Origin of the sequence: Acetobacter suratthaniensis, from assembly GCF_017377745.1 — a bacterium.
GTDB classification, from domain to species: Bacteria; Pseudomonadota; Alphaproteobacteria; order Acetobacterales; family Acetobacteraceae; genus Acetobacter; species Acetobacter suratthaniensis.
Genome location: NZ_JAFVMG010000017.1, coordinates 40,607 through 59,130, shown reverse-complemented (window position 1 = coordinate 59,130; position 18,524 = coordinate 40,607). Strand labels below are relative to the sequence as shown.

Genomic DNA, 18,524 nt, shown 5'->3' with positions numbered 1-18,524 from the left:
CGGCTTCGACATCGTGACGGGTGGCACGGACTCGCACCTGCTTCTGGTTGATCTGCGGCCCAAGAAGGTGACGGGCAAGGCAGCGGAACACGCGCTGGAACGTGCTGGCATTACGGCCAACAAGAATGCCATTCCGTTTGACCCGGAAAAGCCCGCGATTACGTCTGGCGTGCGCCTTGGCAGCCCGGCGGCGACAGCCCGTGGTTTCCGTGAAGCCGAGTTCCGCCAGATTGGCGAGATGATTGATGAAGTGCTGAGCGCACTCGCCGCCTCCGGTGGTGAGGGCGATGCGAGCGTGGAGCAGGCGGTGCATGCCCGCGTCAAAGCTCTTTGCGCGCAGTTCCCGATCTATAAACGATAACGATTCTGGAAAGAAAAACCGTGCAAGACCCCGCAGTGCTGTAATGGTAAGGCGGGCCGTTGCGCGGTTTTATCCGGTCATGACCATGGTATGTCGGGATTGCCCGCAAGAGCGGCAAAGCCAGACAGGGAGAACAGTTGATATGGCACAGCAGGATACACTTGATCTGGTCGGCCGTTATTATGCCGCGTTCAATGCTGGAGACCGTGAAGGGTTTCTTGAACTTTTGACGGATGATGTCATTCACGACATCAATCAGGGCGGTCGCGAGATCGGACGTGATACTTTCAGGCGTTTTCTTGAGCGTATGGATCGTTCCTATGCCGAGCAGCTCAAGGATATTGCGATCATGGCAAATGAAAGCGGCAGCCGGGCCGCTGCCGAGTTTATCGTGCATGGGACGTATCTGAATACTGATGAAGGCCTGCCGGAAGCAAAGGGGCAGACTTACATTCTACCTGCGGGTGCATTTTTTGAAGTGCGCGATGGCAAGGTGAGCCGGATCACGAATTATTATAATCTGGAAGACTGGCTGAAGCAGGTTTCCGCCTAAGGCTTTATTGTGCGCAAATGTAAAAAAATGTCGCATTGACGAAAACAGGGCCGGTATAAAAGTTCCATCCTTGAACATATCAGACATACCCGGCAGGATATGTTGACGCTCCGCCAATTTGGCGGAGCAGGATGGGGGACAGGTTATGCGCAGCACAACTCCCGTAACCGATAAAACGCCCAATCTGCGGGTTGGGATTATTCTGGCCAGACAATTCACGCTTTCGGCATTTGCTCTTCTGGTTGATCATCTGCGCCTTGCCGCCGACCGTAACGATAACAGCCGTCCGATCCGCTGCCAGTGGAGGATTATTGCTGAACAGCCTGAACCTGTGCGCTCCAGTTGCGGAATTCCTGTCAGCCGGGATGCGGGGCTGCTACCACCAGCTGAATTTGATTATATTATCGTTGTGGGTGGTCTTTTGCAGGGGCGTGAGCAGGTGGGAGAGCAAACGCTTGCCTATCTCCGGCAGGCGGCTGCACAGGGTGTGGCGCTCGTGGGTGTTTGTACGGGGGTATTTGTGCTCTGTCGCGCCGGGGTGATGAAAAACAGGCTGTGCTGCGTAAGCTGGTACCATCGTCAGGATTTCATGGAAGAATTTCCTGAGCATAATGTGAGTAGTGATCGTCTTTTTGTTGCTGATCGCAGCCGTATTTCCTGCTCCGGTGGGGCGGGTACGGCGGATATGGCCAGCTATCTTCTGGAAAAGCATTTTGGTAAATCCACGGCGCAGAAGGCCAGCCATGTTCTGCTGCTGGAGCGTCAGGCCGTGCGGCAGCAAAACTTACTCCAACCCACTCCGCCTCTTATGGGTGAAATCAGGCTGACCGCTAACCCGCATGTTAAGCGCGCGGCCATGGCTATGGAGCAGAACATGAATGAGCCCGTGGCTATCGGGGTCATTGCCGAGCAGCTCGGGCTGTCCCCCCGGCATCTTGTGCGGCTATTCCAGACAGAAATTGGTATGAAACCAACTGATTTTTACCGATTGATTCGGCTGCGTTATGCGCGAGCCCTGCTTAAGCAAGGCGATATGTCGATTACGGAAATAGCCATAGAAACAGGTTTTTCCGATTGTGCGCATTTTTCACGCCAGTTCAAGGCCCGTTTTGGTCTGACACCAACGGAGCTACGTCTGATGGCAGCTGGCGGCAGTTATGCCGAACCGGCTCTCTTTAATGACAATTATGCGGGTGTCAGGCTTTTTGAAGAGATGGAACATGTCAGTTGATATGACACAGGCTGCTGTTATTACGGTAAAATGCCAGAGCAGACCGGGTATTATTGCAGCATTTTCACAGGCTGTTGTGGAATGTGATGGTGATATCAAGGATATCAATCAGTTCAATGACCGTATGCAGGATCGCTACTTCATGCGTATGGCCTGCACCGTGCGTGCGGCGGATATGCCCCTGTTATCCAGGAGGCTCGACAGTGTTGCGGGCAGGTTAGGGGCATATCATCAGTTGCGTGAGCGCCAGCAGCCTGTTCGAACCCTGATCATGACCTCACGTTTTGATCATTGTCTGAATGACCTGCTCTATCGCTGGCGCAATGGTGAACTACCCATGATGCAGCCTGTGGGTATTGTCTCCAACCATCCGCTCTCTGTAGCCTGTGGGCGTGTGCATCTGGGAGATATTCCGTTCCACCACTTGCCTGTGACGGATGAAGGACGAGACGGGCAGGAAGATGCGCTCCGGGCTGTTATGGAAGATAGTGGTGCGGAATTGCTCGTTCTCGCCCGTTATATGCAGGTATTTTCTGATCGTTTTGTCAGGGATGTGGAGGGGCGCTGTATCAATATCCATCGCTCTTTTCTGCCGGGGTTCCGGGGGCAGGAGCCATACCGACAGGCAAGCCTGCGCGGGGTGAAACTGATAGGGGCTACCGCGCATTACGTTACGACAGATCTGGATGAAGGGCCGATTATCGAACAGGATATTGAGCAGATTACCCATACTGATACGATTGAGGATCTGGTGCGCAAGGGGCGTGATATAGAGCGCCGCGTTCTGGCCCGTGCCGTGCGCTATCATCTGGATGGTCGTGTTTTCCTGAATGATGACAGAACGGTGGTTTTTCCAGATTAAAGGTTTTTCTGAGTGATCTGGGTATAAAACAAAAGGCCGGTGCAGATGCACCGGCCTTTATTGTTTCTGAGGGAGGGTATGAGCTTTTATCTCGCAGGTTTTTTTATGCTGCGTCCCGGCTTACCTGTACGACTGCGCTAATAATGCTGCGTTCATCGCACAGGCCGGTAATTGTGTTGCCGTTATGTACGAGCAGCGGCCATGGGCTGTGCTGGCTCAAGGTCGCGATGTCGCTGAGTGATGTCATTTCCGGCACGCACAGGATACAGTCTTCTGGCACAGACTGTGGGGCAGGATGCCCCGCTTCCAAAAAGAGTGTGGAAAAGCTGCGTGTATCGCTGACCAGCCGACCAGTCGCGTGATCAAGTCGGTAAGGGCCGGTCCCGGCGAGGGTCAGGTCTGACAGATCGGCTGCCAGGGGTTTCATGAAAGAGCCTGCACTGAGAATGGGCAGCGGATTCATATGGCTGATAAAATCGCGTACATAATCGTTGGCCGGTGTCGCGACAATTTCCTGCGGTGTGCCGGTCTGAACGATACGGCCTTCTTTCATGATGGTGATCTGGTTGCCAATTTTCATGGCTTCATCAATATCATGGCTGACAAAGAGGATCGTCTTTTTGAGCTTTTTCTGCAGCATCATCAGCTCATCCTGCAATTTGCGGCGGATTAGCGGATCAAGGGCGGAAAATGGCTCATCCATAAGCAGAATATCGGCATCGGTGGCAAAGGCGCGGGCCAGACCAACGCGCTGCTGCATGCCGCCAGAGAGCGATTTGACGTTGGCATCCGCCCATTTGTCCAGCCCGACCAGTTCGAGTTTTTCGTCAACCATTTCACGGCGGATGGCGGGCGCAATGTCGCGTAGTTCCAGTCCCAATCCTACATTTTCTCGTACGGTTCGCCACGGAAGGATGGCGAACTGCTGGAACACCATGGCAATGCGTGTTTTGCGCAGGTCGCGCAGGGTATCCTCGTTGCAGGCGGCAATATCGACATGCGCCACGCCATTGCCGATCAGCACTTCGCCATTCACTGTCTTGTTCAGCCGGTTGGCAGCACGCAGCAGGGTGGACTTGCCGGAGCCTGATAGCCCCATCAGCACGCTGATCTTGCCGCGTTCGACTTCAAGATTGGCATCGGACACACCAAGCACCACACCGGTTGCTTCGAGAATTTCAGCCCGGCTTTTCCCCTCACGGGCCAGCGCAATAGCTTTGTCCACCAGTCCGCCCCCCTTGCGGGAGGGGAACATGATATCGACATGGCGGAAGGACAGGGCAGAGTTCATTGTCCGGAGTCTCCAGAGCGGCAGACACGATCGAGGATAATGGCCAGAATAACGATGGCGAAGCCCGCTTCGAACCCGACATCTACCTGAACGGTGTTGAGTGCCCGCACCACTGGCACACCCAGACCACCCGCGCCGACAAGCGCTGCGATAACCACCATTGACAGGCTGAGCATGATGCACTGTGTCAGTCCGGCGCGGATCATGGGCAGGGCTGCGGGGAGTTCGATCTTCCACAAAAGCTGGCGGGGAGTTGCGCCAAAGGCCTCACCGGCTTCCAGAAAGGTTTTGGAAACTGAGGCAATACCCATTTCCGTCATGCGGATAGGGGCGGGAATGGCGAAAATAATGGTGGAAATAAGCCCCGGCACCGTTCCCAGACCGAACAGGATCAGGGTGGGGATCAGATAGACAAAGGTCGGCAGTGTCTGCATCAGATCCAGCAGCGGGTGCATGGCTTTATCCAGCCAGGGGCGATGGGCGGCGGCAATGCCAAGCGGCACGCCGATCAGCATGGAAATGAGGGTGGAAAACAGGATGAGCGATAGCGTGGCCATCGTATCATCCCAATACCCCTGATTGAGGATGAACAGCAGCCCAACCCCCACCAGAGTAGGGGCCAGAAACCGACGCTTGAGCGCGGCGGTGCCTGCAACGGCCAGAACGATCAGCAAGATGGGGGGCGCGGCCTGTAGCATGGCCGTGAAGGAATCCACCCCCCAGGTAATACTGCCGCTGATGATATCCAGCAGGCCTGTGCAATGAATTCGGACTAGATCGACAAGATCCGACATCCACAGACCCAGCGGGATTTTATGGGATGTGATCCAGTCATTGGCAGCGTTCAGCATAGGATTGTGATTTAAACCTCAAAGACCCAGGGATGCACGAACCGCCGGCAGGGCAGGTGCGCCGTCGAAGGTGGTGACGCCGTCCAGCCATTTATCCAGCACATCAGGATGTGCCTTCAGCCACTGTTTGGTGGCCTCGGCTGCGGGCACGTGGTCTTCGGAAATGGCCTTCATCATTTCGTTTTCAGCAGCAATGGTGAAGGAAAGCTGCTTGAGCAGGCGGCCCACATTGGGGCATTCCGCTGTGTAGCCCTTGCGCACGATGGTATCTACTTCAGCCGATGCGCCAAAAGCTTTCTCGCCGCCGGTCAGATAAGTGATATTGAAGTGCATGTTCATGGGGTGGGGTTCCCATGCAAGGAACACAATGGGTTCCTTGGCAGCGACTGCCCGCGCCACCTGTGAGAGCATGCCCTGTTCGCTGCTTTCGTTCAGGTGGAATTTGCCGAGCCCGAATTCATTATGCTGGATCATACCCAGAATAATGCGATTCCCGTCATTGCCCGGTTCGATACCGTAAATGGTGCCGTGAAGTTTTTCAGCCCAGCCTGCGATATCCTTGAAATCATGCACACCCTGTGCCGCCACGTAGTCCGGCACGCCCAGCGTGTAGTGGGCGCCTGACAGGTTGGTGGCGATACGCTCAACAGCCCCTTTTTCCAGATACGGGCCGATAACCGATGCGCCGGATGGTTCCCAGTCGCTCATGAAAGCGTCGAGCTTCTTGATCTGGAGGGACAGGTAAACAACCGAAAGAGCGACCATGGGGGTCTGTGTCTTGTAGCCCATGCCATGCAGCACGTTGGCGGTCAGCGCCGTAACGGCGGTGGCATCTGTCCAGCCAACATCGCCCAGACGGACGGTTTGACAGGAGGCCGGTTCGGCTGCGGAGGCGGGGAGTGCTGCAAGGGACGAAGAAATAAGAACCGAGGCGGCAAGGAGTAGCTTTTTCATCGGCGGTGTTCTCCAGCTGGTATGCGTCTGATTCACAGGCTGGATCATTCTGAGTAAAAAATGAAATGAAGTGCAAGGGAAATACGAAGAAAAAGAAGGAATTTTTTGTAAATATCTCAAGTGGATGTAATATTTGCGGCAGGTGGTGTTTTCTTCAAGCGAATGTCCATGTCATTCAATAAAGGAATATGGTTTCTTGTGTGAAATGACGAGCCGCCCGTATGCGGCGTCCTGTCCGGTGAAGAATTAAAGAGGGATTTATGGAAATTTGCCGTAGCTGGGTGGGCGGGCAGCCCCTGTCATCAACCGGGGAGCGTTTTCCGGTTATGAATCCTGCCACCGGAGAGGTGCTGACACAGGCCGAAAGTGCAACGGCTGAAACCGTGGCGGCTGCTGTAGAAAGCGCACGGGCTGGCCAGAAGGTCTGGGCCGCCATGACCGGGGCTGAGCGCGGGCGTATCCTGCGGCGCGCGGCGGATCTGCTGCGCGAAAACAATAGCGAACTGGCCCGGCTGGAAACCTTGGATACCGGCAAGCCCCTGTCCGAAACCGAGGCCGTGGATATTCTTTCCGGCGCTGATGCGGTCGAGTATTTTGGTGCGGTCGCTGCCACTTTGAACGGCGAGTCTGTAGATCTGGGGGCGCAGGCTTTTGGCTATACCCGGCGCGAACCATTGGGCCTGACAGCAGGGATCGGCGCATGGAACTATCCTATCCAGATCGCGTGCTGGAAATCCGCCCCTGCACTGGCCTGTGGCAATGCCATGCTGTTCAAACCATCGGAAATGACACCGCTGACAGCCGTGCATCTGGCCCGGATTTACAAGCAGGCTGGCGTGCCCGATGGTGTCTTTAACGTTCTGCAGGGTGCGGCCGATGTCGGGCGCATGCTGGTGAGCGAGCCTGCCATCCGCAAGATTTCCCTGACGGGTGAAGTCGGAACCGGACGGCGCGTCATGGCCGGGGCAGCGGAAACGCTTAAATACGTTACCCTTGAGCTGGGCGGTAAATCGCCCCTGATTATTTTTGAAGATGCGGATATTGATAATGCTGTATCCGCTGCCCTGCTGGCCAATTTTTATTCTGCGGGGGAAATCTGTTCAAACGGCACGCGTGTTTTTGTCCATGTTTCCATACGGGATCGTTTTCTGGCGGCCCTGAAAGAGCGGGTTGAAAAAATCCGTGTTGGTGAGCCACTTGATCCGCAAACACAGATGGGGTCCCTGATCTCGCAAGGGCATATGGAGAAGGTGCTCGAATATATTGAAATCGGCAAGCAGGAGGGGGCGCGCCTTCTGACCGGTGGCCATAGAGTGCAGGATGGCGCTCTGGCACGTGGTGCGTTTGTTGCCCCGACAGTGTTTGCAGACTGTGTGGATGAAATGCGTATCATGCAGGAAGAAATTTTTGGCCCTGTCATGGCAGTTTCTGATTTTGTTGAAGAAGATGAGGTAATTGCTCGTGCCAATGCCACCGTTTTTGGTTTGGCGGCAGGGGTGTTCTCTGCGGATCTGGCGCGTGCGCACAGGGTTATTCACCAGCTTGAAGCCGGTACGTGCTGGATCAATACGTACAACATTACTCCGATCGAATTGCCGTTTGGCGGCTACAAGCAATCCGGACTGGGTCGTGAAAACAGCCGTCTGGCTGTGGAACATTACACGCAGGTCAAGAGCGTTTATGTCGCCCTTGGCGGTGTAGACGCCCCCTATTGAGCGGAAGAAAACGCATGTCTGAGTTCGATTATATCGTTATCGGGGCTGGTTCAGCCGGGTGCGTTCTGGCCAATCGTCTGAGCGAAAGCGGGCAGGATACGGTACTGCTTCTGGAGTTTGGCGGGAGCGATAAATCCATTATCGTACAGATGCCCTCGGCTTTGGCCATGCCCATGCACGACAAGCGCTTTAACTGGTTTTATGAGAGCGAACCGGAGCCAAATCTGAACGGACGGCGCATGCATACCCCCCGTGGTAAGGGGCTTGGTGGGTCTTCCTCCATCAATGGTATGGTTTATGTGCGTGGTCATGCGCTGGATTTTTCCGAGTGGGAGAAGCTTGGGGCAACCGGCTGGAACTATGCGCATGTTCTGCCCTATTTCCGCAGGGCTGAAGGGTGCGATGAGGGCGATGCCGAGTATCGTGGCCGGCAAGGTCTGTTGCAGACCCAATATGGCACGTTGGATAACCCCCTGCATGAAGCCTGGATGAAGGCGGGCGAACAGGCCGGTTACGTGCGCACAGGAGATTATAACGGTTATCGTCAGGAAGGCTTTGACCGGATGAGCATGACGGTCAAGGGCGGAGTCCGTTGGAGCACGGCCAATGCTTATCTGCGGCCCGCATTGTCACGCAAGAATCTGAGCCTTGAAACCCACGCCCGTGTCATGCGGTTGGTGTTTGAAGGACGGCGGGCCGTGGGGGTTGTGTACCGGCAGGGGACACAGGAAGTTACCGTGCGCGCGCGGCGCGAGGTTATTCTGAGTGGTGGCCCGATCAACTCGCCACAGCTGCTCAAGCTCTCTGGTATTGGCCCAGCACAGGAACTGCAGGAACATGGTATTTCCGTGTTGGCGGACAGGCAGGGAGTGGGCGAAAACCTGCAGGATCATCTGGAGTTTTATTTTCAGGTAGCCTGTACACAACCCATCACGTTGTATTCCGCTATGGGGCCACTGGCCAAGCTGGGAATCGGCCTGCGCTGGCTTGCTCGTAAGGATGGGTTGGGGGCAAGCAACCATTTTGAAAGCTGTGGCTTTATTCGCAGTCGGGCGGGAATCGAATATCCCGATATCCAGTTCCACTTTCTGCCTCTGGCTGTCACTTATGACGGCAAGGGTCTGGCATCCAGTCACGGGTTTCAGGCGCATGTCGGGCCGATGCGTTCAAAAAGCCGGGGCTGGGTTCGCCTGCGTTCGGCTAACCCGGAAGATAAACCCCGGATTGCTTTTAATTACATGAGCCACCCGGATGACTGGGAAGACATGCGGCATTGTGTGCGCTTAACGCGTGAGATTTTTGCGCAGGAAGCGTTTGATCCTTTTCGTGGGCGTGAAATCCAGCCCGGCGCAGACTGCCAGACGGATGAGCAGATTGATGCCTTCATTCGCGATAAGGTGGAAAGTGCCCTGCATCCGTCCTGCACCTGTAAAATGGGCCGGGCCGATGATCCTATGGCTGTAGTGGATTCCGAAACCCGGGTTATCGGCGTGGAAGGGCTACGTGTGGTCGACTCTTCCATCATGCCACGGATTACCAATGGTAACCTGAATGCGCCTACGGTCATGATTGCAGAAAAAGCGTCCGATCATATCATGGGCAGACCCATGCTTCCGGCGTCCAATGCGCCGTACTATGTGCCTGAAAACTGGCAGACCCATCAGCGTTGATGGAGGGATAAACACGGAGAATACAAGAGATGGAACAACAGATTCCACAAAACGTGGCAGAGTTTCTGCAACGTCATGACCTGCCCTGTCAGGTGGTGTTTCATCCGCCAGTGCATACGGTGGATGAGGCCATGCCGTATTGGGCACAATTGCCCGGCTTGCATACAAAAAATCTGTTTCTTAAGGACGCGAAAGGTAAATTATTCGTTGTTACCTGTCTGGCTGGCCGGTCTCTGGATATGAAAAAGCTGCCCGAAGCCCTGAACAGCAAAAAACTCTCTTTTGGTAAACCTGAGCTGATGCAGGCGTGTCTGAACACGCAACCCGGCGCCCTTGGGCCGCTGAGCTTACTGGCCGATACAGAGCATCAGGTCACGTTTGCTATTGATGCGGCCCTGTGGAATGCTGAGTATATAACCTGCCATCCGATGGTGAATACCTGCACCGTTTCTATGGCTATGGCCGACATGAAAGCAGCATTGGCGCATATGGGAGTGCAACCCGTGGTGCTCTCTTTGGAGCCGGAAAGTGTCGGGGAGTAACGCTTAACTTATGCCCCAGTGATGAAGCTTGAGCGGAGCATTCTGCTGGGGCGAGTGGAGAGTCTTTTTCATACAGTATTTAAGGCTTTAGTGTCAGTCCGTTTCCTGTCTGTTCGGGTGAGTGGAGATTACTCACAAATGTAACGGGCCGGAGGTTTGTAAAGCACGATATTTCGCCCGGTTTGGTGTTATCATAAGAGCCGAAACTGGTCACTCATTCTTGATTTTGATAATTAATATCAATTATAAGAGCCGAAATCTCAGGAAAGGGACGGCTTCGCATGTTGGTATGTATTTCCAGTGTGCTGACACAGGATGAAGTGGCGCATTGCCGCCGCGTGCTGGAGCAGCAGGACTGGGTGGATGGTAAGGTTACGGCGGGCGAGCAGTCCGCCAAGGCCAAGACCAACCTTCAGATTCCGCAGGATAGTCAGGCCAGCCGCGAACTGGGGGAACTGATCCTGCGTGCTTTGGGGCGTAACCCCATGTTCAACAGTGCGGCCCTGCCTTTGCGTGTGTATCCGCCCTTGTTCAACCGTTATGATACCGGCATGCAGTTTGGCATGCATGTGGATAATGCCATCCGCCCCCTGCCGGGTACGGGCATGCGTATTCGCACGGATGTCTCTTCCACCCTGTTTCTGAGTGAGCCGGATGAGTATGATGGGGGTGAACTGGTTATTCAGGACACATATGGCACCCAACAGGTGAAGCTGGCGGCGGGCGATATGGTTGTTTACCCTGCAACCAGTCTGCACGCTGTCAGCCCGATTACGCGCGGGAGCCGCTGGGCTTCGTTTTTCTGGTCGCAGTCACTGGTCAAGGACGATGGGCAGAGAACCCTGCTGCATCAGTTCGATCTGTCGGTTATGGAAACCCGCAAGGCCCTGCCGGATGATCATCCGGCGGTTCTGGGGCTGACAGCCACGTATCATAACCTGCTAAGGCAATGGGCTGAGCTGTAAAGCATGTTCTTACAGACCTTGAAAAAAATGGGGGGAAGGGTTTCTCTTGCCCTGATGGCTGTGTTTCTTGCCAGTGCCAGTGCCAGTGCCAGTGCCAGTGCCAGTGCCAGTGCCAGTGCCAGTGCCAGTGCCAACGAGGGCGCGGCCTGTAATGTTCTGGCGGCAGGGGGTAGTCTGCCAGTAATAACCCGGCCGTTCATGCAGCAGGATACACAGCTTTTGTGTAACCACGGTTATGCCGTGCTGGTTTCGGGCGTGACGCATACGCCCCTGTGGGCGGCGGAGCATCTGTCGCGCGCGAGTGTTCAGGCCGCAGCACATCTGCACCGTGCGGGATCGTTTTATGAAGATAGCCGTTGGCCCGGTGGTAGCCATCTGAACGATTTTGCACATTCCGGTTATACGCGTGGGCATCTGGCCCCCAGTGCCGATCAACCAGACCCAGCGGCACAGTTTGAGACTTTTGCGCTTTCCAACATTGTGCCGCAGACAGCCGCGCTCAATCAGGGGCAGTGGGCGCGTATTGAGCGCACAGTGCGTAATCTGGCCCGCAAAGAGGGCGAGCTGTATGTGGTGACGGGGCCTGCGTTCCATATTAATCCCATGCCCACCATCGGGCAGAGCGGTGTTTATGTGCCGAGTTCTACCTGGAAAGCCGTGTATTCTCCCCGGCGGGGTAAGGCTGGGGTGTATGTGTGCAAAAATGTGAAAGGGCCGCCACGCTGCGATATCGTGACCGTTGCCACATTGGTGCGCAATACGGGTGTGAACCCGTTTCCCGGGATACCTGATACGGTGCAGAAGACTTTCTGGCGCCTGCCTTCGCCCCGTCGTCTGGACGATGGGGGCTGAGGTAATCCGGGAACCACACCCGGTATTCACGCAGGATGTACCCGTTATTCACAGACTTACCCGCTGGAGTATCCACGGAATCTGTGGACGAATCGTATTGGGTTGCGGGGGAGGCCTTATGGCGTGGGTTAAAGCCTCACAATGAAGCGTGATGCTGTTGCAAAATAAAACTCAAATTGAGTTATAGAAATATTAAATAATAGCCCTGTAATATTTTTTTTAGATTGCACGCCAATTGAATGGTGTGGATCAGGACACTATGTTTTCACGCAGCGGGGCAGGGGGTTTTTCTGTCTGTTCCCGATTATATGCTGAGATGGAATAAATATCATGCGTTTTAAGTTCTCCCTTATGGCTGCCGCAGTTCTTATGGTCGGTGTTGTTCCGGCTCAGGCTGAAACGCTTCATGCCCGGTGGGAAGAATACAAGGCAGGTCGGGCCATGCGCCACCTTTCAGCGGATGGGCAAAAAGCCATGGTGGATGTGCTGCAGGCGCGTGACCTTCTGAGCCAGGGCAAGTCTGATGCTGCGATTCCTCTGCTGTATGATGCACAGAAGCGTTTTGCTGCGGCAGGCACGGATAACCGTCACTTCATCGCGGCAGAAAACCAGTTGCAGCCGGCACCGAGCCACCCGGCCGGGGCAAATCATAAGCCCGTAGCAGGTTCCGTGACATGGGTACCCGTGGGTGGAGAACTGGTTGTAACCGACACCCTTGCACCAGAGAAGAAAGCCGCAGCCCAGACTGTAAACCAGCAGTTGAAGGCGGGACAGACGCAGCAGGCGCAGGAGTCGCTGGCGGTTGTTGGGCAGGATACAGATTTTATCATCGCTCTTGCACCGCTTGAAGCTTCGCAAGGTGCGCTGAACCGCGCCAAGGTCTTTACAGAAGGCCGTCTGAACTCTCAGGCTGTTGATGCCCTGAATGAACTGGTAGACGGAATCGTGTTTGTCTCTGACGATTTTATCGAACAGCAGGCTGCTCAATCAGCTACGACTGCACCCACTGCAGCAAAACCCGCTACGCCAACCCCGGCAGCGGCTCCGGCTGCAACGCATTAATTCAGGCACTACGGTGAGGGCTTGTTTTTAATGCCCTCACAACCCGCCATAAACAGGCATTTTTCGCCGGTTTTATGGCGGAAGGATAAAAAACAGGCCTTGCATGAGGGCCTGATTTTTTTTGTTGCATTAGATGAGAATGTTTCTTATTATCAAAAAGTCACGGCGATGATGGTATCAAGCTGGTGGGGCAAGGGGCATCGCCGTGACACGCCTTATCCCCGGCGTTTTATCAAGCGATCTCGTACCCCCGAACCCTGCGGTCAGGCTTGCATCCCCGTCAAAGCCGCAGGGGTGTTGCACTCCCCTTGCCCCACCAGACCCCCTCTTTCTTTTTCATTACTGTCGTCTGCCTTCGGGCAGGGCGCGATAGGGCACAACGCCTCGGGCATCGTTGCCTGTATCGAGCGCGCGGCCTGATACAGGCAAAGAGCGGTGGCTACAGTTATCCCGCACACAGGCCCGGCATCCGGGGCCGATCGGCACAACCAGACTATGGTCTTCCATGTTCAGCCCTGCCGCATAGACAGTTTCCCGACCATTGGCGATGGTGCAGCCCAGCACGATGGCAATCTGGCGTGGTTTGTCCGCGTAGGTCAGGCCCTCGCGGCTGACGGTGCGGGCAATATTGAGATAGATCGAATCATCCGTGGTCTGGGAAAGCTGCACCTGAATCTGGCCCGGTGTGGCAAAGGCTCTGAAAACATTCCACAGTGGGCAGGGGCCACCAAAACGGGCCAGCGCAAAGCGGTTTCCTGAAAAACTTTTGAGAATATTCCCAGCGATATCGAGCTTGAGAAAGTAGAACGGAATCCCTTCCTGCCCCGGCCTTTGCAGGGTGCTCAGTCGATGGCTGACCTGTTCGAAGCTCACGCCAAAATGGCGGCGTATGCAATCTATGTCGTGGCGGGTCTGGGCTGCTACATGCAGCAATCGCATATAGGGTAGTAGGAGCGCTCCGGCAAAGTAATTGCCCAGATAAACCCGCGCCAGTGCAATGGCGTTGGCGTCTTTCGGGCCTTCGCGGCGCAGGATGCGTGTAATCAGGGTGTTGTGCTCAAGCTGGCCGATAATCTGGGCCAGATAGAACAGCGTGCTTTCCGGCGGCTGGTTTGGTGGCAGCAGAATACGGCGTTTTTGCCGGTCTATGCGCCACACCAGTCCTCTGGCTTCCATATCGGAGTCCGGGGCTAGTGTCAGGCCGTGCTGGCTGTGCAGATGGGCGGCAAGAGCCGTGCTGAGTGCGCCATCTTCTATTTTCAGGTTTTCGTAAAAAACTTCGGCGGCACGGTCGAGTTCATGAAAGTAGTTGCGGTGTTCCTGCACCCAGTCGCCTACGGTTTCGTAGGGTTCCTGCGGCAAAGAGTAAGCGGCTTCATTCTCTTGGCGTTCGCGCTCGGCGGCGTAGGCGCGATAAAGGGTTAGAAACGCATCGGACAGATCCGGGCTCTGGCGTACGGCTTCGGCCATCTTGGCAAGGGGCAGCGGGCTGTTCTTGAAAAGCGGATCGGCCATGGTTTCGCGCAGGGCCTGTACTTTGTGCGCCTCACGCGTATCGCTGAACCATGCCGGGGTAATGGTAAAATGTTCGCACAATGCCTGTAGCAGATGATCGGGCACGGGCCGGTGGTCGCGCTCCATCTGGTTGAGATAGCTTGGTGAAACATCAAGAACATCTGCCAAAGCCGCCTGTGTCAGGCTTTCGCGCTGGCGGAGCTGGCGCAGGCGTGGGCCTGCAAAGAGTTTGGTCTTGTTCCTGGGCATGGGACGGACTTCGCAGACTTTGCAAACGGGAAAATTCCCTTCGCCTCTTTTTACTCTTATCCGGCTCCTGTTCCACACAACAGTCTGCGACATTTGGTCTTGTCGTCATACCAGACCAAGGGTTGGATCAATGCAGTATCATGATGTTCGAGTGCATCCGGAAAGTGATCGTCTGCCGCGTGCGGATCAGCTTGCGTGGAAGATTGCCGAGGTTGCGGCGGACCCCGTGCCGGTGGAAGACGCTGTCACGGACATGATCATAAACCGCGTGATCGACAATGCCTCGGTTGCGGTGGCGTCGGTTAACCGTCACCCCGTCATGAGTGCGCGGGCCGAGGCTCTGGCGCATCGGCGGGCTGATGGTGCAACCCTGTTCGGCATGGGGCCGGATGTGCGCGTGCATGCTGAATGGGCCGCATGGGCCAACGGCACCGCCGTGCGGGAACTGGATTACCACGATACCTTTCTGGCAGCGGAATACTCCCATCCGGGTGACAATATTCCGGGCATTCTGGCCGTGGCGCAACAGTGCCGCCGTAGTGGCGCGGATCTGATCCGTGGCATTGCCACCGGCTACGAAATCCAGATTGATCTGGCGCGGGCCATCTGTCTGCATAAGCACAAGATCGACCATGTGGCGCATCTTGGCCCGTCTGTTGCGGCTGGTATCGGCACGCTGCTGCGTCTGCCGCCTGCCATTGTCTATCAGGCAATCGGGCAGGCGCTGCATGTCACAACGGCAACACGCCAGAGCCGCAAGGGCGAGATTTCCTCATGGAAAGCCTATGCACCCGCCCATGCCGGGAAAATGGCTGTGGAATCGGTTGACCGCGCGATGATGGGTGAAACCTCACCCACCCCCATTTACGAGGGTGAGGATGGTGTTATCGCCTGGATGCTTGATGGTAGGGATGCCCGCTACAACGTGCCGCTGCCTTTGGCGGGCGAGCCAAAGCGGGCCATTCTGTCGTCCTTCACCAAAGAGCATTCGGCCGAATACCAGAGTCAGGCGCTGATTGACCTTGCGTTCCGCATGGGCAAGCAGGTCAGGAACTGGGACGATGTGGAGGATATTCTGATCGAAACCAGTCACCACACCCATTACGTGATCGGTACCGGCTCCAACGATCCGCAAAAGTTCGACCCCGGCGCTTCGCGGGAGACGCTGGATCACTCGATCATGTATATCGTGGCCGTGGCTCTGCAGGATGGGGAGTGGCATCAGGTGCGTTCCTATGCGCCCGAACGTGCCCGCAGGCCGGACACCGTGCGGCTGTGGCAGAAGATCCGCACCGTGGAAACACCAGATTGGACCGCCCGTTATCATGAGACGGACCCCAACAAGAAGGCATTCGGCGGGCGCATCATCATCCGCATGAAGGATGGCTCCGTGCTGGAAGATGAACTGGCGGTGGCCAACGCTCATACGCTGGGAGCTACGCCGTGGGTGCGGGCGGATTATATCCGCAAGTTCCGTATGCTGGCCGAAGGTGTTGTGCCGGATGCGGAAGTGGCGCGCTTTCTGGAGGTTGTCCAGCGTCTGCCTACGCTTGAAGCCGGAGCGCTGCACCAGCTCGAACTGCTTATTCCCGCGCAGGATCTACAGCAGAACACGGCACAGGGCATTTTCAATTTCGGACAGGTGCAGGGGGCCGCAACCGCCCGCCAGCCTGCCGAGCTGACATCCTGACACAGCAAAAAAGAGGGGAGCAGAACAGTGACCGCCGAACTGCATAAAAAACCCAAGAAATCTGTGGCGCTTTCAGGAACAGCCGCAGGCAATACGGCATTGAGCACGGTCGGCCATAGCGGTAACGACCTGCACTATCGTGGATATGACATCCGCGATCTGGCCAGCACCTGCACGTTTGAGGAGGTAGCCTACCTGCTCATTCACGGCTACCTGCCCAACAGCGCCGAGCTGGAAAGCTACAGGCAGCGCCTGTGTGGCATGCGCGATATTCCTGATATCGTGCGCGCAGCCCTCGAACGCCTGCCAGCCGCCACACACCCGATGGATGTGCTGCGCACGGCTGTTTCGGTGCTGGGCTGCGCTCTGCCCGAGCGGAGCGACTGCCCCGCCGCAGGTGCGCGCGAAATTGCGGACAGGCTGGTGGCCAGCACGGGATCCATGCTGCTTTACTGGTATCATTACTCGAACCACGGCAAGCGGGTTGAAACCAGCACGGATGATGAAAGCGTAGGCGGGCACTTCCTGCATCTTCTGCACGGTAGAAAACCGCAGGAAGACTGGGTGCAGGCCATGCATACATCGCTGATCCTGTATGCCGAGCATGAGTTCAATGCCTCCACCTTCACTGCGCGTGTGGTGGCGGGTACGGGGTCTGACATGTATTCGGCCATTACGGGCGCCATTGGTGCGCTGCGTGGGCCAAAGCATGGCGGGGCCAATGAGGTCGCACTCGATATTCAGCAGCGTTACCACACGGCGGATGAGGCCGAGGCCGATATTCGCCGCCGTCTGGCCGAAAAGGAAGTCATCATCGGCTTTGGTCATCCGGTTTACACGATTGCCGACCCGCGCAGCGATATTATCAAGGATGTCGCGCGTGACCTGTCGCGCCGCAACGGCAGCATGCGGCTGTATAATGTGGCGGAGCGGATTGAGCGGATCATGGCATCAGAAAAAAGGATGTTTCCGAATCTCGATTGGTTCAGCGCGGTTTCGTACAACGCCATGGGTATTCCCACGGCTATGTTTACGCCGGTATTTGTTATGGCGCGTGTCACGGGCTGGTGCGCGCATGTCATGGAACAGCGTGTTGATGGCAAGATTATTCGGCCATCGGCCAATTATGTCGGCCCGGATGTGAGGCCATTTGTGTCCCTGCGTGAGCGCGATGGACTGGAGAATGCAGCATGACCTACCTGATTGGAGCGGATCTGAACGCAACGCCTGCGGGGCAGCGTTTCCGCGCTCTTATGAGCCAGAAAGGTATTTTGCAGATTCCGGGGGCTCATAACGGGCAGGCCGCACTACAGGCGAAGGATAACGGGTTTAATGCCCTGTATCTTTCGGGTGCGGCCATGACTGCCAGCATGGGCCTACCTGATCTGGGTATTATTACCGTGGATGAAGTCTGTTTCTTTATCCGCCAGATCGTGCGCTCAAGCGGCCTGCCGCTGCTGGTTGATGGTGATACGGGCTATGGTGAAACCCTGAACGTCATGCATATGGTGCGTGCGTTTGAGGATGCCGGTGCGGCTGCGGTTCATATTGAAGATCAGGTTCTGCCCAAAAAATGTGGCCACCTGAACGACAAGAAACTGGTTTCGCCGCAGGATATGGCGCAAAAGGTGGCGGCAGCAGCAAAAGCCCGGCGCGATATGGTTATTATCGCCCGCACGGATGCCGCTGGTTCTGAAGGGATTGATGGCGCTGTGGCCAGAGCGCGGCTGTATTACGAGGCCGGTGCGGATGCCATTTTTCCAGAAGCCCTGACATCTGAAGAAATGTTCAGGGAGTTTGTGCGCCGCCTGCCTGATGTGCCGCTGCTTGCGAACATGACGGAGTTTGGCCGCACGCCGTACCTGACGGCCAGCGAGTTCGAGAGCATGGGGTATGCCATGATTATCTGGCCGGTCAGTTCCCTGCGGGCCGCCAACAAGGCGCAGGATGATCTGTACAGAACCATTGCCCATACCGGTGGCACGCGTGACATGCTGGAAAGAATGCAAACCCGCGAGGAACTTTACAAGACCATCCGCTATTATGATTACGAAGCACTGGATGCGGGCATTGTTTCCACTGTGCTGCCCCATATCGGGCAACCTGATCGGAGTGCCGCCTGAAGTCTGGTGCGTGTGTAACCATTTTTTCTGTCCCGAAC

16 protein-coding genes and 1 pseudogene are annotated in these 18,524 nt (G+C 56.0%); 13 read left to right on the top strand and 4 right to left on the bottom strand.

The annotated features are described in order from the left end of the window. The 4 genes and pseudogenes from glyA to J2D75_RS12670 all read left to right on the top strand — a co-directional run. Nucleotides 1-361, top strand: a pseudogene (gene glyA, locus J2D75_RS12685) (serine hydroxymethyltransferase); the annotation flags it as partial. A 142-nt stretch (nt 362-503) separates the two neighbouring features. Next, nucleotides 504-914, top strand: a complete 411-nt coding sequence (locus J2D75_RS12680) for a ketosteroid isomerase-related protein (protein ID WP_207855189.1) — start codon at nt 504-506, stop codon at nt 912-914. 145 nt (nt 915-1,059) lie between these two features. Then, nucleotides 1,060-2,145, top strand: a complete 1,086-nt coding sequence (locus J2D75_RS12675) for a GlxA family transcriptional regulator (protein WP_207855188.1) — start codon at nt 1,060-1,062, stop codon at nt 2,143-2,145. Further along, entirely contained in the window at nt 2,135-3,007 is an 873-nt protein-coding gene (locus J2D75_RS12670) for a formyltetrahydrofolate deformylase (protein ID WP_243428742.1), read from the top strand. Before J2D75_RS12675 ends, J2D75_RS12670 begins: the two co-directional genes overlap by 11 nt. A 103-nt stretch (nt 3,008-3,110) precedes the next feature. Here J2D75_RS12670 and J2D75_RS12665 read toward each other — a convergent pair whose 3' ends face one another. Genes J2D75_RS12665 through choX form a run of 3 tightly spaced genes read right to left on the bottom strand, consistent with a single transcriptional unit; the run spans nt 3,111 to nt 6,103 of the window. Continuing rightward, complete coding sequence (locus tag J2D75_RS12665; protein ID WP_207855187.1) at nt 3,111-4,298, bottom strand: quaternary amine ABC transporter ATP-binding protein; 1,188 nt, start codon at nt 4,296-4,298, stop codon at nt 3,111-3,113. After that, nucleotides 4,295-5,149, bottom strand: a complete 855-nt coding sequence (gene choW, locus J2D75_RS12660) for a choline ABC transporter permease subunit (RefSeq protein ID WP_207855186.1) — start codon at nt 5,147-5,149, stop codon at nt 4,295-4,297. The genes J2D75_RS12665 and choW overlap by 4 nt, the downstream gene beginning before the upstream one ends. 18 nt (nt 5,150-5,167) lie before the next feature. Next, nucleotides 5,168-6,103 (bottom strand): choline ABC transporter substrate-binding protein, encoded by a 936-nt coding sequence (gene choX / locus J2D75_RS12655; protein ID WP_207855185.1) that lies wholly within the window; start codon nt 6,101-6,103, stop codon nt 5,168-5,170. 260 nt (nt 6,104-6,363) lie between these two features. Here choX and betB point away from each other — a divergent pair, with 260 nt between their 5' ends. From betB to J2D75_RS12625, 6 genes are all read left to right on the top strand, one after another. Continuing rightward, nucleotides 6,364-7,818 carry a betaine-aldehyde dehydrogenase gene (betB, locus tag J2D75_RS12650; protein WP_207855184.1) on the top strand — a complete coding sequence of 485 codons (1,455 nt, stop codon included), beginning with the start codon at nt 6,364-6,366 and terminating at the stop codon, nt 7,816-7,818. 14 nt (nt 7,819-7,832) lie between these two features. Continuing rightward, nucleotides 7,833-9,488 carry a choline dehydrogenase gene (gene betA, locus J2D75_RS12645; protein WP_207855183.1) on the top strand — a complete coding sequence of 552 codons (1,656 nt, stop codon included), beginning with the start codon at nt 7,833-7,835 and terminating at the stop codon, nt 9,486-9,488. A gap of 29 nt (nt 9,489-9,517) precedes the next feature. Beyond that, the gene (locus J2D75_RS12640) at nt 9,518-10,030 is read left to right on the top strand and encodes a prolyl-tRNA synthetase associated domain-containing protein (RefSeq protein WP_207855182.1); all 513 of its coding nucleotides are present in this window, start codon (nt 9,518-9,520) and stop codon (nt 10,028-10,030) included. 281 nt (nt 10,031-10,311) lie between these two features. Continuing rightward, nucleotides 10,312-10,995 carry a Fe2+-dependent dioxygenase gene (locus tag J2D75_RS12635; protein ID WP_207855181.1) on the top strand — a complete coding sequence of 228 codons (684 nt, stop codon included), beginning with the start codon at nt 10,312-10,314 and terminating at the stop codon, nt 10,993-10,995. Nucleotides 10,996-11,049: 54 nt separating this feature from the next. Next, on the top strand, nt 11,050-11,847 hold the full coding sequence (locus J2D75_RS12630) for a DNA/RNA non-specific endonuclease (protein ID WP_207855180.1): 798 nt from the start codon (nt 11,050-11,052) through the stop codon (nt 11,845-11,847). A gap of 330 nt (nt 11,848-12,177) precedes the next feature. Further along, on the top strand, nt 12,178-12,909 hold the full coding sequence (locus J2D75_RS12625) for a YfdX family protein (RefSeq protein ID WP_207855179.1): 732 nt from the start codon (nt 12,178-12,180) through the stop codon (nt 12,907-12,909). A 339-nt stretch (nt 12,910-13,248) separates the two neighbouring features. Here J2D75_RS12625 and J2D75_RS12620 read toward each other — a convergent pair whose 3' ends face one another. Then, nucleotides 13,249-14,673 (bottom strand): helix-turn-helix domain-containing protein, encoded by a 1,425-nt coding sequence (locus J2D75_RS12620; protein WP_207855178.1) that lies wholly within the window; start codon nt 14,671-14,673, stop codon nt 13,249-13,251. A 130-nt stretch (nt 14,674-14,803) separates the two neighbouring features. On the opposite strand from J2D75_RS12620, the gene J2D75_RS12615 reads away from it, so the two are divergent. Genes J2D75_RS12615 through prpB form a run of 3 tightly spaced genes read left to right on the top strand, consistent with a single transcriptional unit; the run spans nt 14,804 to nt 18,486 of the window. Further along, nucleotides 14,804-16,363, top strand: a complete 1,560-nt coding sequence (locus tag J2D75_RS12615) for an MmgE/PrpD family protein (protein ID WP_207855177.1) — start codon at nt 14,804-14,806, stop codon at nt 16,361-16,363. A gap of 27 nt (nt 16,364-16,390) precedes the next feature. After that, complete coding sequence (gene prpC / locus J2D75_RS12610; protein WP_207855176.1) at nt 16,391-17,557, top strand: bifunctional 2-methylcitrate synthase/citrate synthase; 1,167 nt, start codon at nt 16,391-16,393, stop codon at nt 17,555-17,557. Then, nucleotides 17,554-18,486 carry a methylisocitrate lyase gene (prpB, locus tag J2D75_RS12605; protein WP_207855175.1) on the top strand — a complete coding sequence of 311 codons (933 nt, stop codon included), beginning with the start codon at nt 17,554-17,556 and terminating at the stop codon, nt 18,484-18,486. Before prpC ends, prpB begins: the two co-directional genes overlap by 4 nt. The last annotated feature ends 38 nt before the right edge of the window (nt 18,487-18,524 follow it).

Coding starts and splice junctions, on each gene's coding strand:
- J2D75_RS12680 (WP_207855189.1), top strand. CDS start 504: ATGGCACAGCAGGATACACTTGATCTGGTCGGCCGTTATTATGCCGCG.
- J2D75_RS12675 (WP_207855188.1), top strand. CDS start 1,060: ATGCGCAGCACAACTCCCGTAACCGATAAAACGCCCAATCTGCGGGTT.
- J2D75_RS12670 (WP_243428742.1), top strand. CDS start 2,135: ATGTCAGTTGATATGACACAGGCTGCTGTTATTACGGTAAAATGCCAG.
- J2D75_RS12665 (WP_207855187.1), bottom strand. CDS start 4,298: ATGAACTCTGCCCTGTCCTTCCGCCATGTCGATATCATGTTCCCCTCC.
- choW (WP_207855186.1), bottom strand. CDS start 5,149: ATGCTGAACGCTGCCAATGACTGGATCACATCCCATAAAATCCCGCTG.
- choX (WP_207855185.1), bottom strand. CDS start 6,103: ATGAAAAAGCTACTCCTTGCCGCCTCGGTTCTTATTTCTTCGTCCCTT.
- betB (WP_207855184.1), top strand. CDS start 6,364: ATGGAAATTTGCCGTAGCTGGGTGGGCGGGCAGCCCCTGTCATCAACC.
- betA (WP_207855183.1), top strand. CDS start 7,833: ATGTCTGAGTTCGATTATATCGTTATCGGGGCTGGTTCAGCCGGGTGC.
- J2D75_RS12640 (WP_207855182.1), top strand. CDS start 9,518: ATGGAACAACAGATTCCACAAAACGTGGCAGAGTTTCTGCAACGTCAT.
- J2D75_RS12635 (WP_207855181.1), top strand. CDS start 10,312: ATGTTGGTATGTATTTCCAGTGTGCTGACACAGGATGAAGTGGCGCAT.
- J2D75_RS12630 (WP_207855180.1), top strand. CDS start 11,050: ATGGCTGTGTTTCTTGCCAGTGCCAGTGCCAGTGCCAGTGCCAGTGCC.
- J2D75_RS12625 (WP_207855179.1), top strand. CDS start 12,178: ATGCGTTTTAAGTTCTCCCTTATGGCTGCCGCAGTTCTTATGGTCGGT.
- J2D75_RS12620 (WP_207855178.1), bottom strand. CDS start 14,673: ATGCCCAGGAACAAGACCAAACTCTTTGCAGGCCCACGCCTGCGCCAG.
- J2D75_RS12615 (WP_207855177.1), top strand. CDS start 14,804: ATGCAGTATCATGATGTTCGAGTGCATCCGGAAAGTGATCGTCTGCCG.
- prpB (WP_207855175.1), top strand. CDS start 17,554: ATGACCTACCTGATTGGAGCGGATCTGAACGCAACGCCTGCGGGGCAG.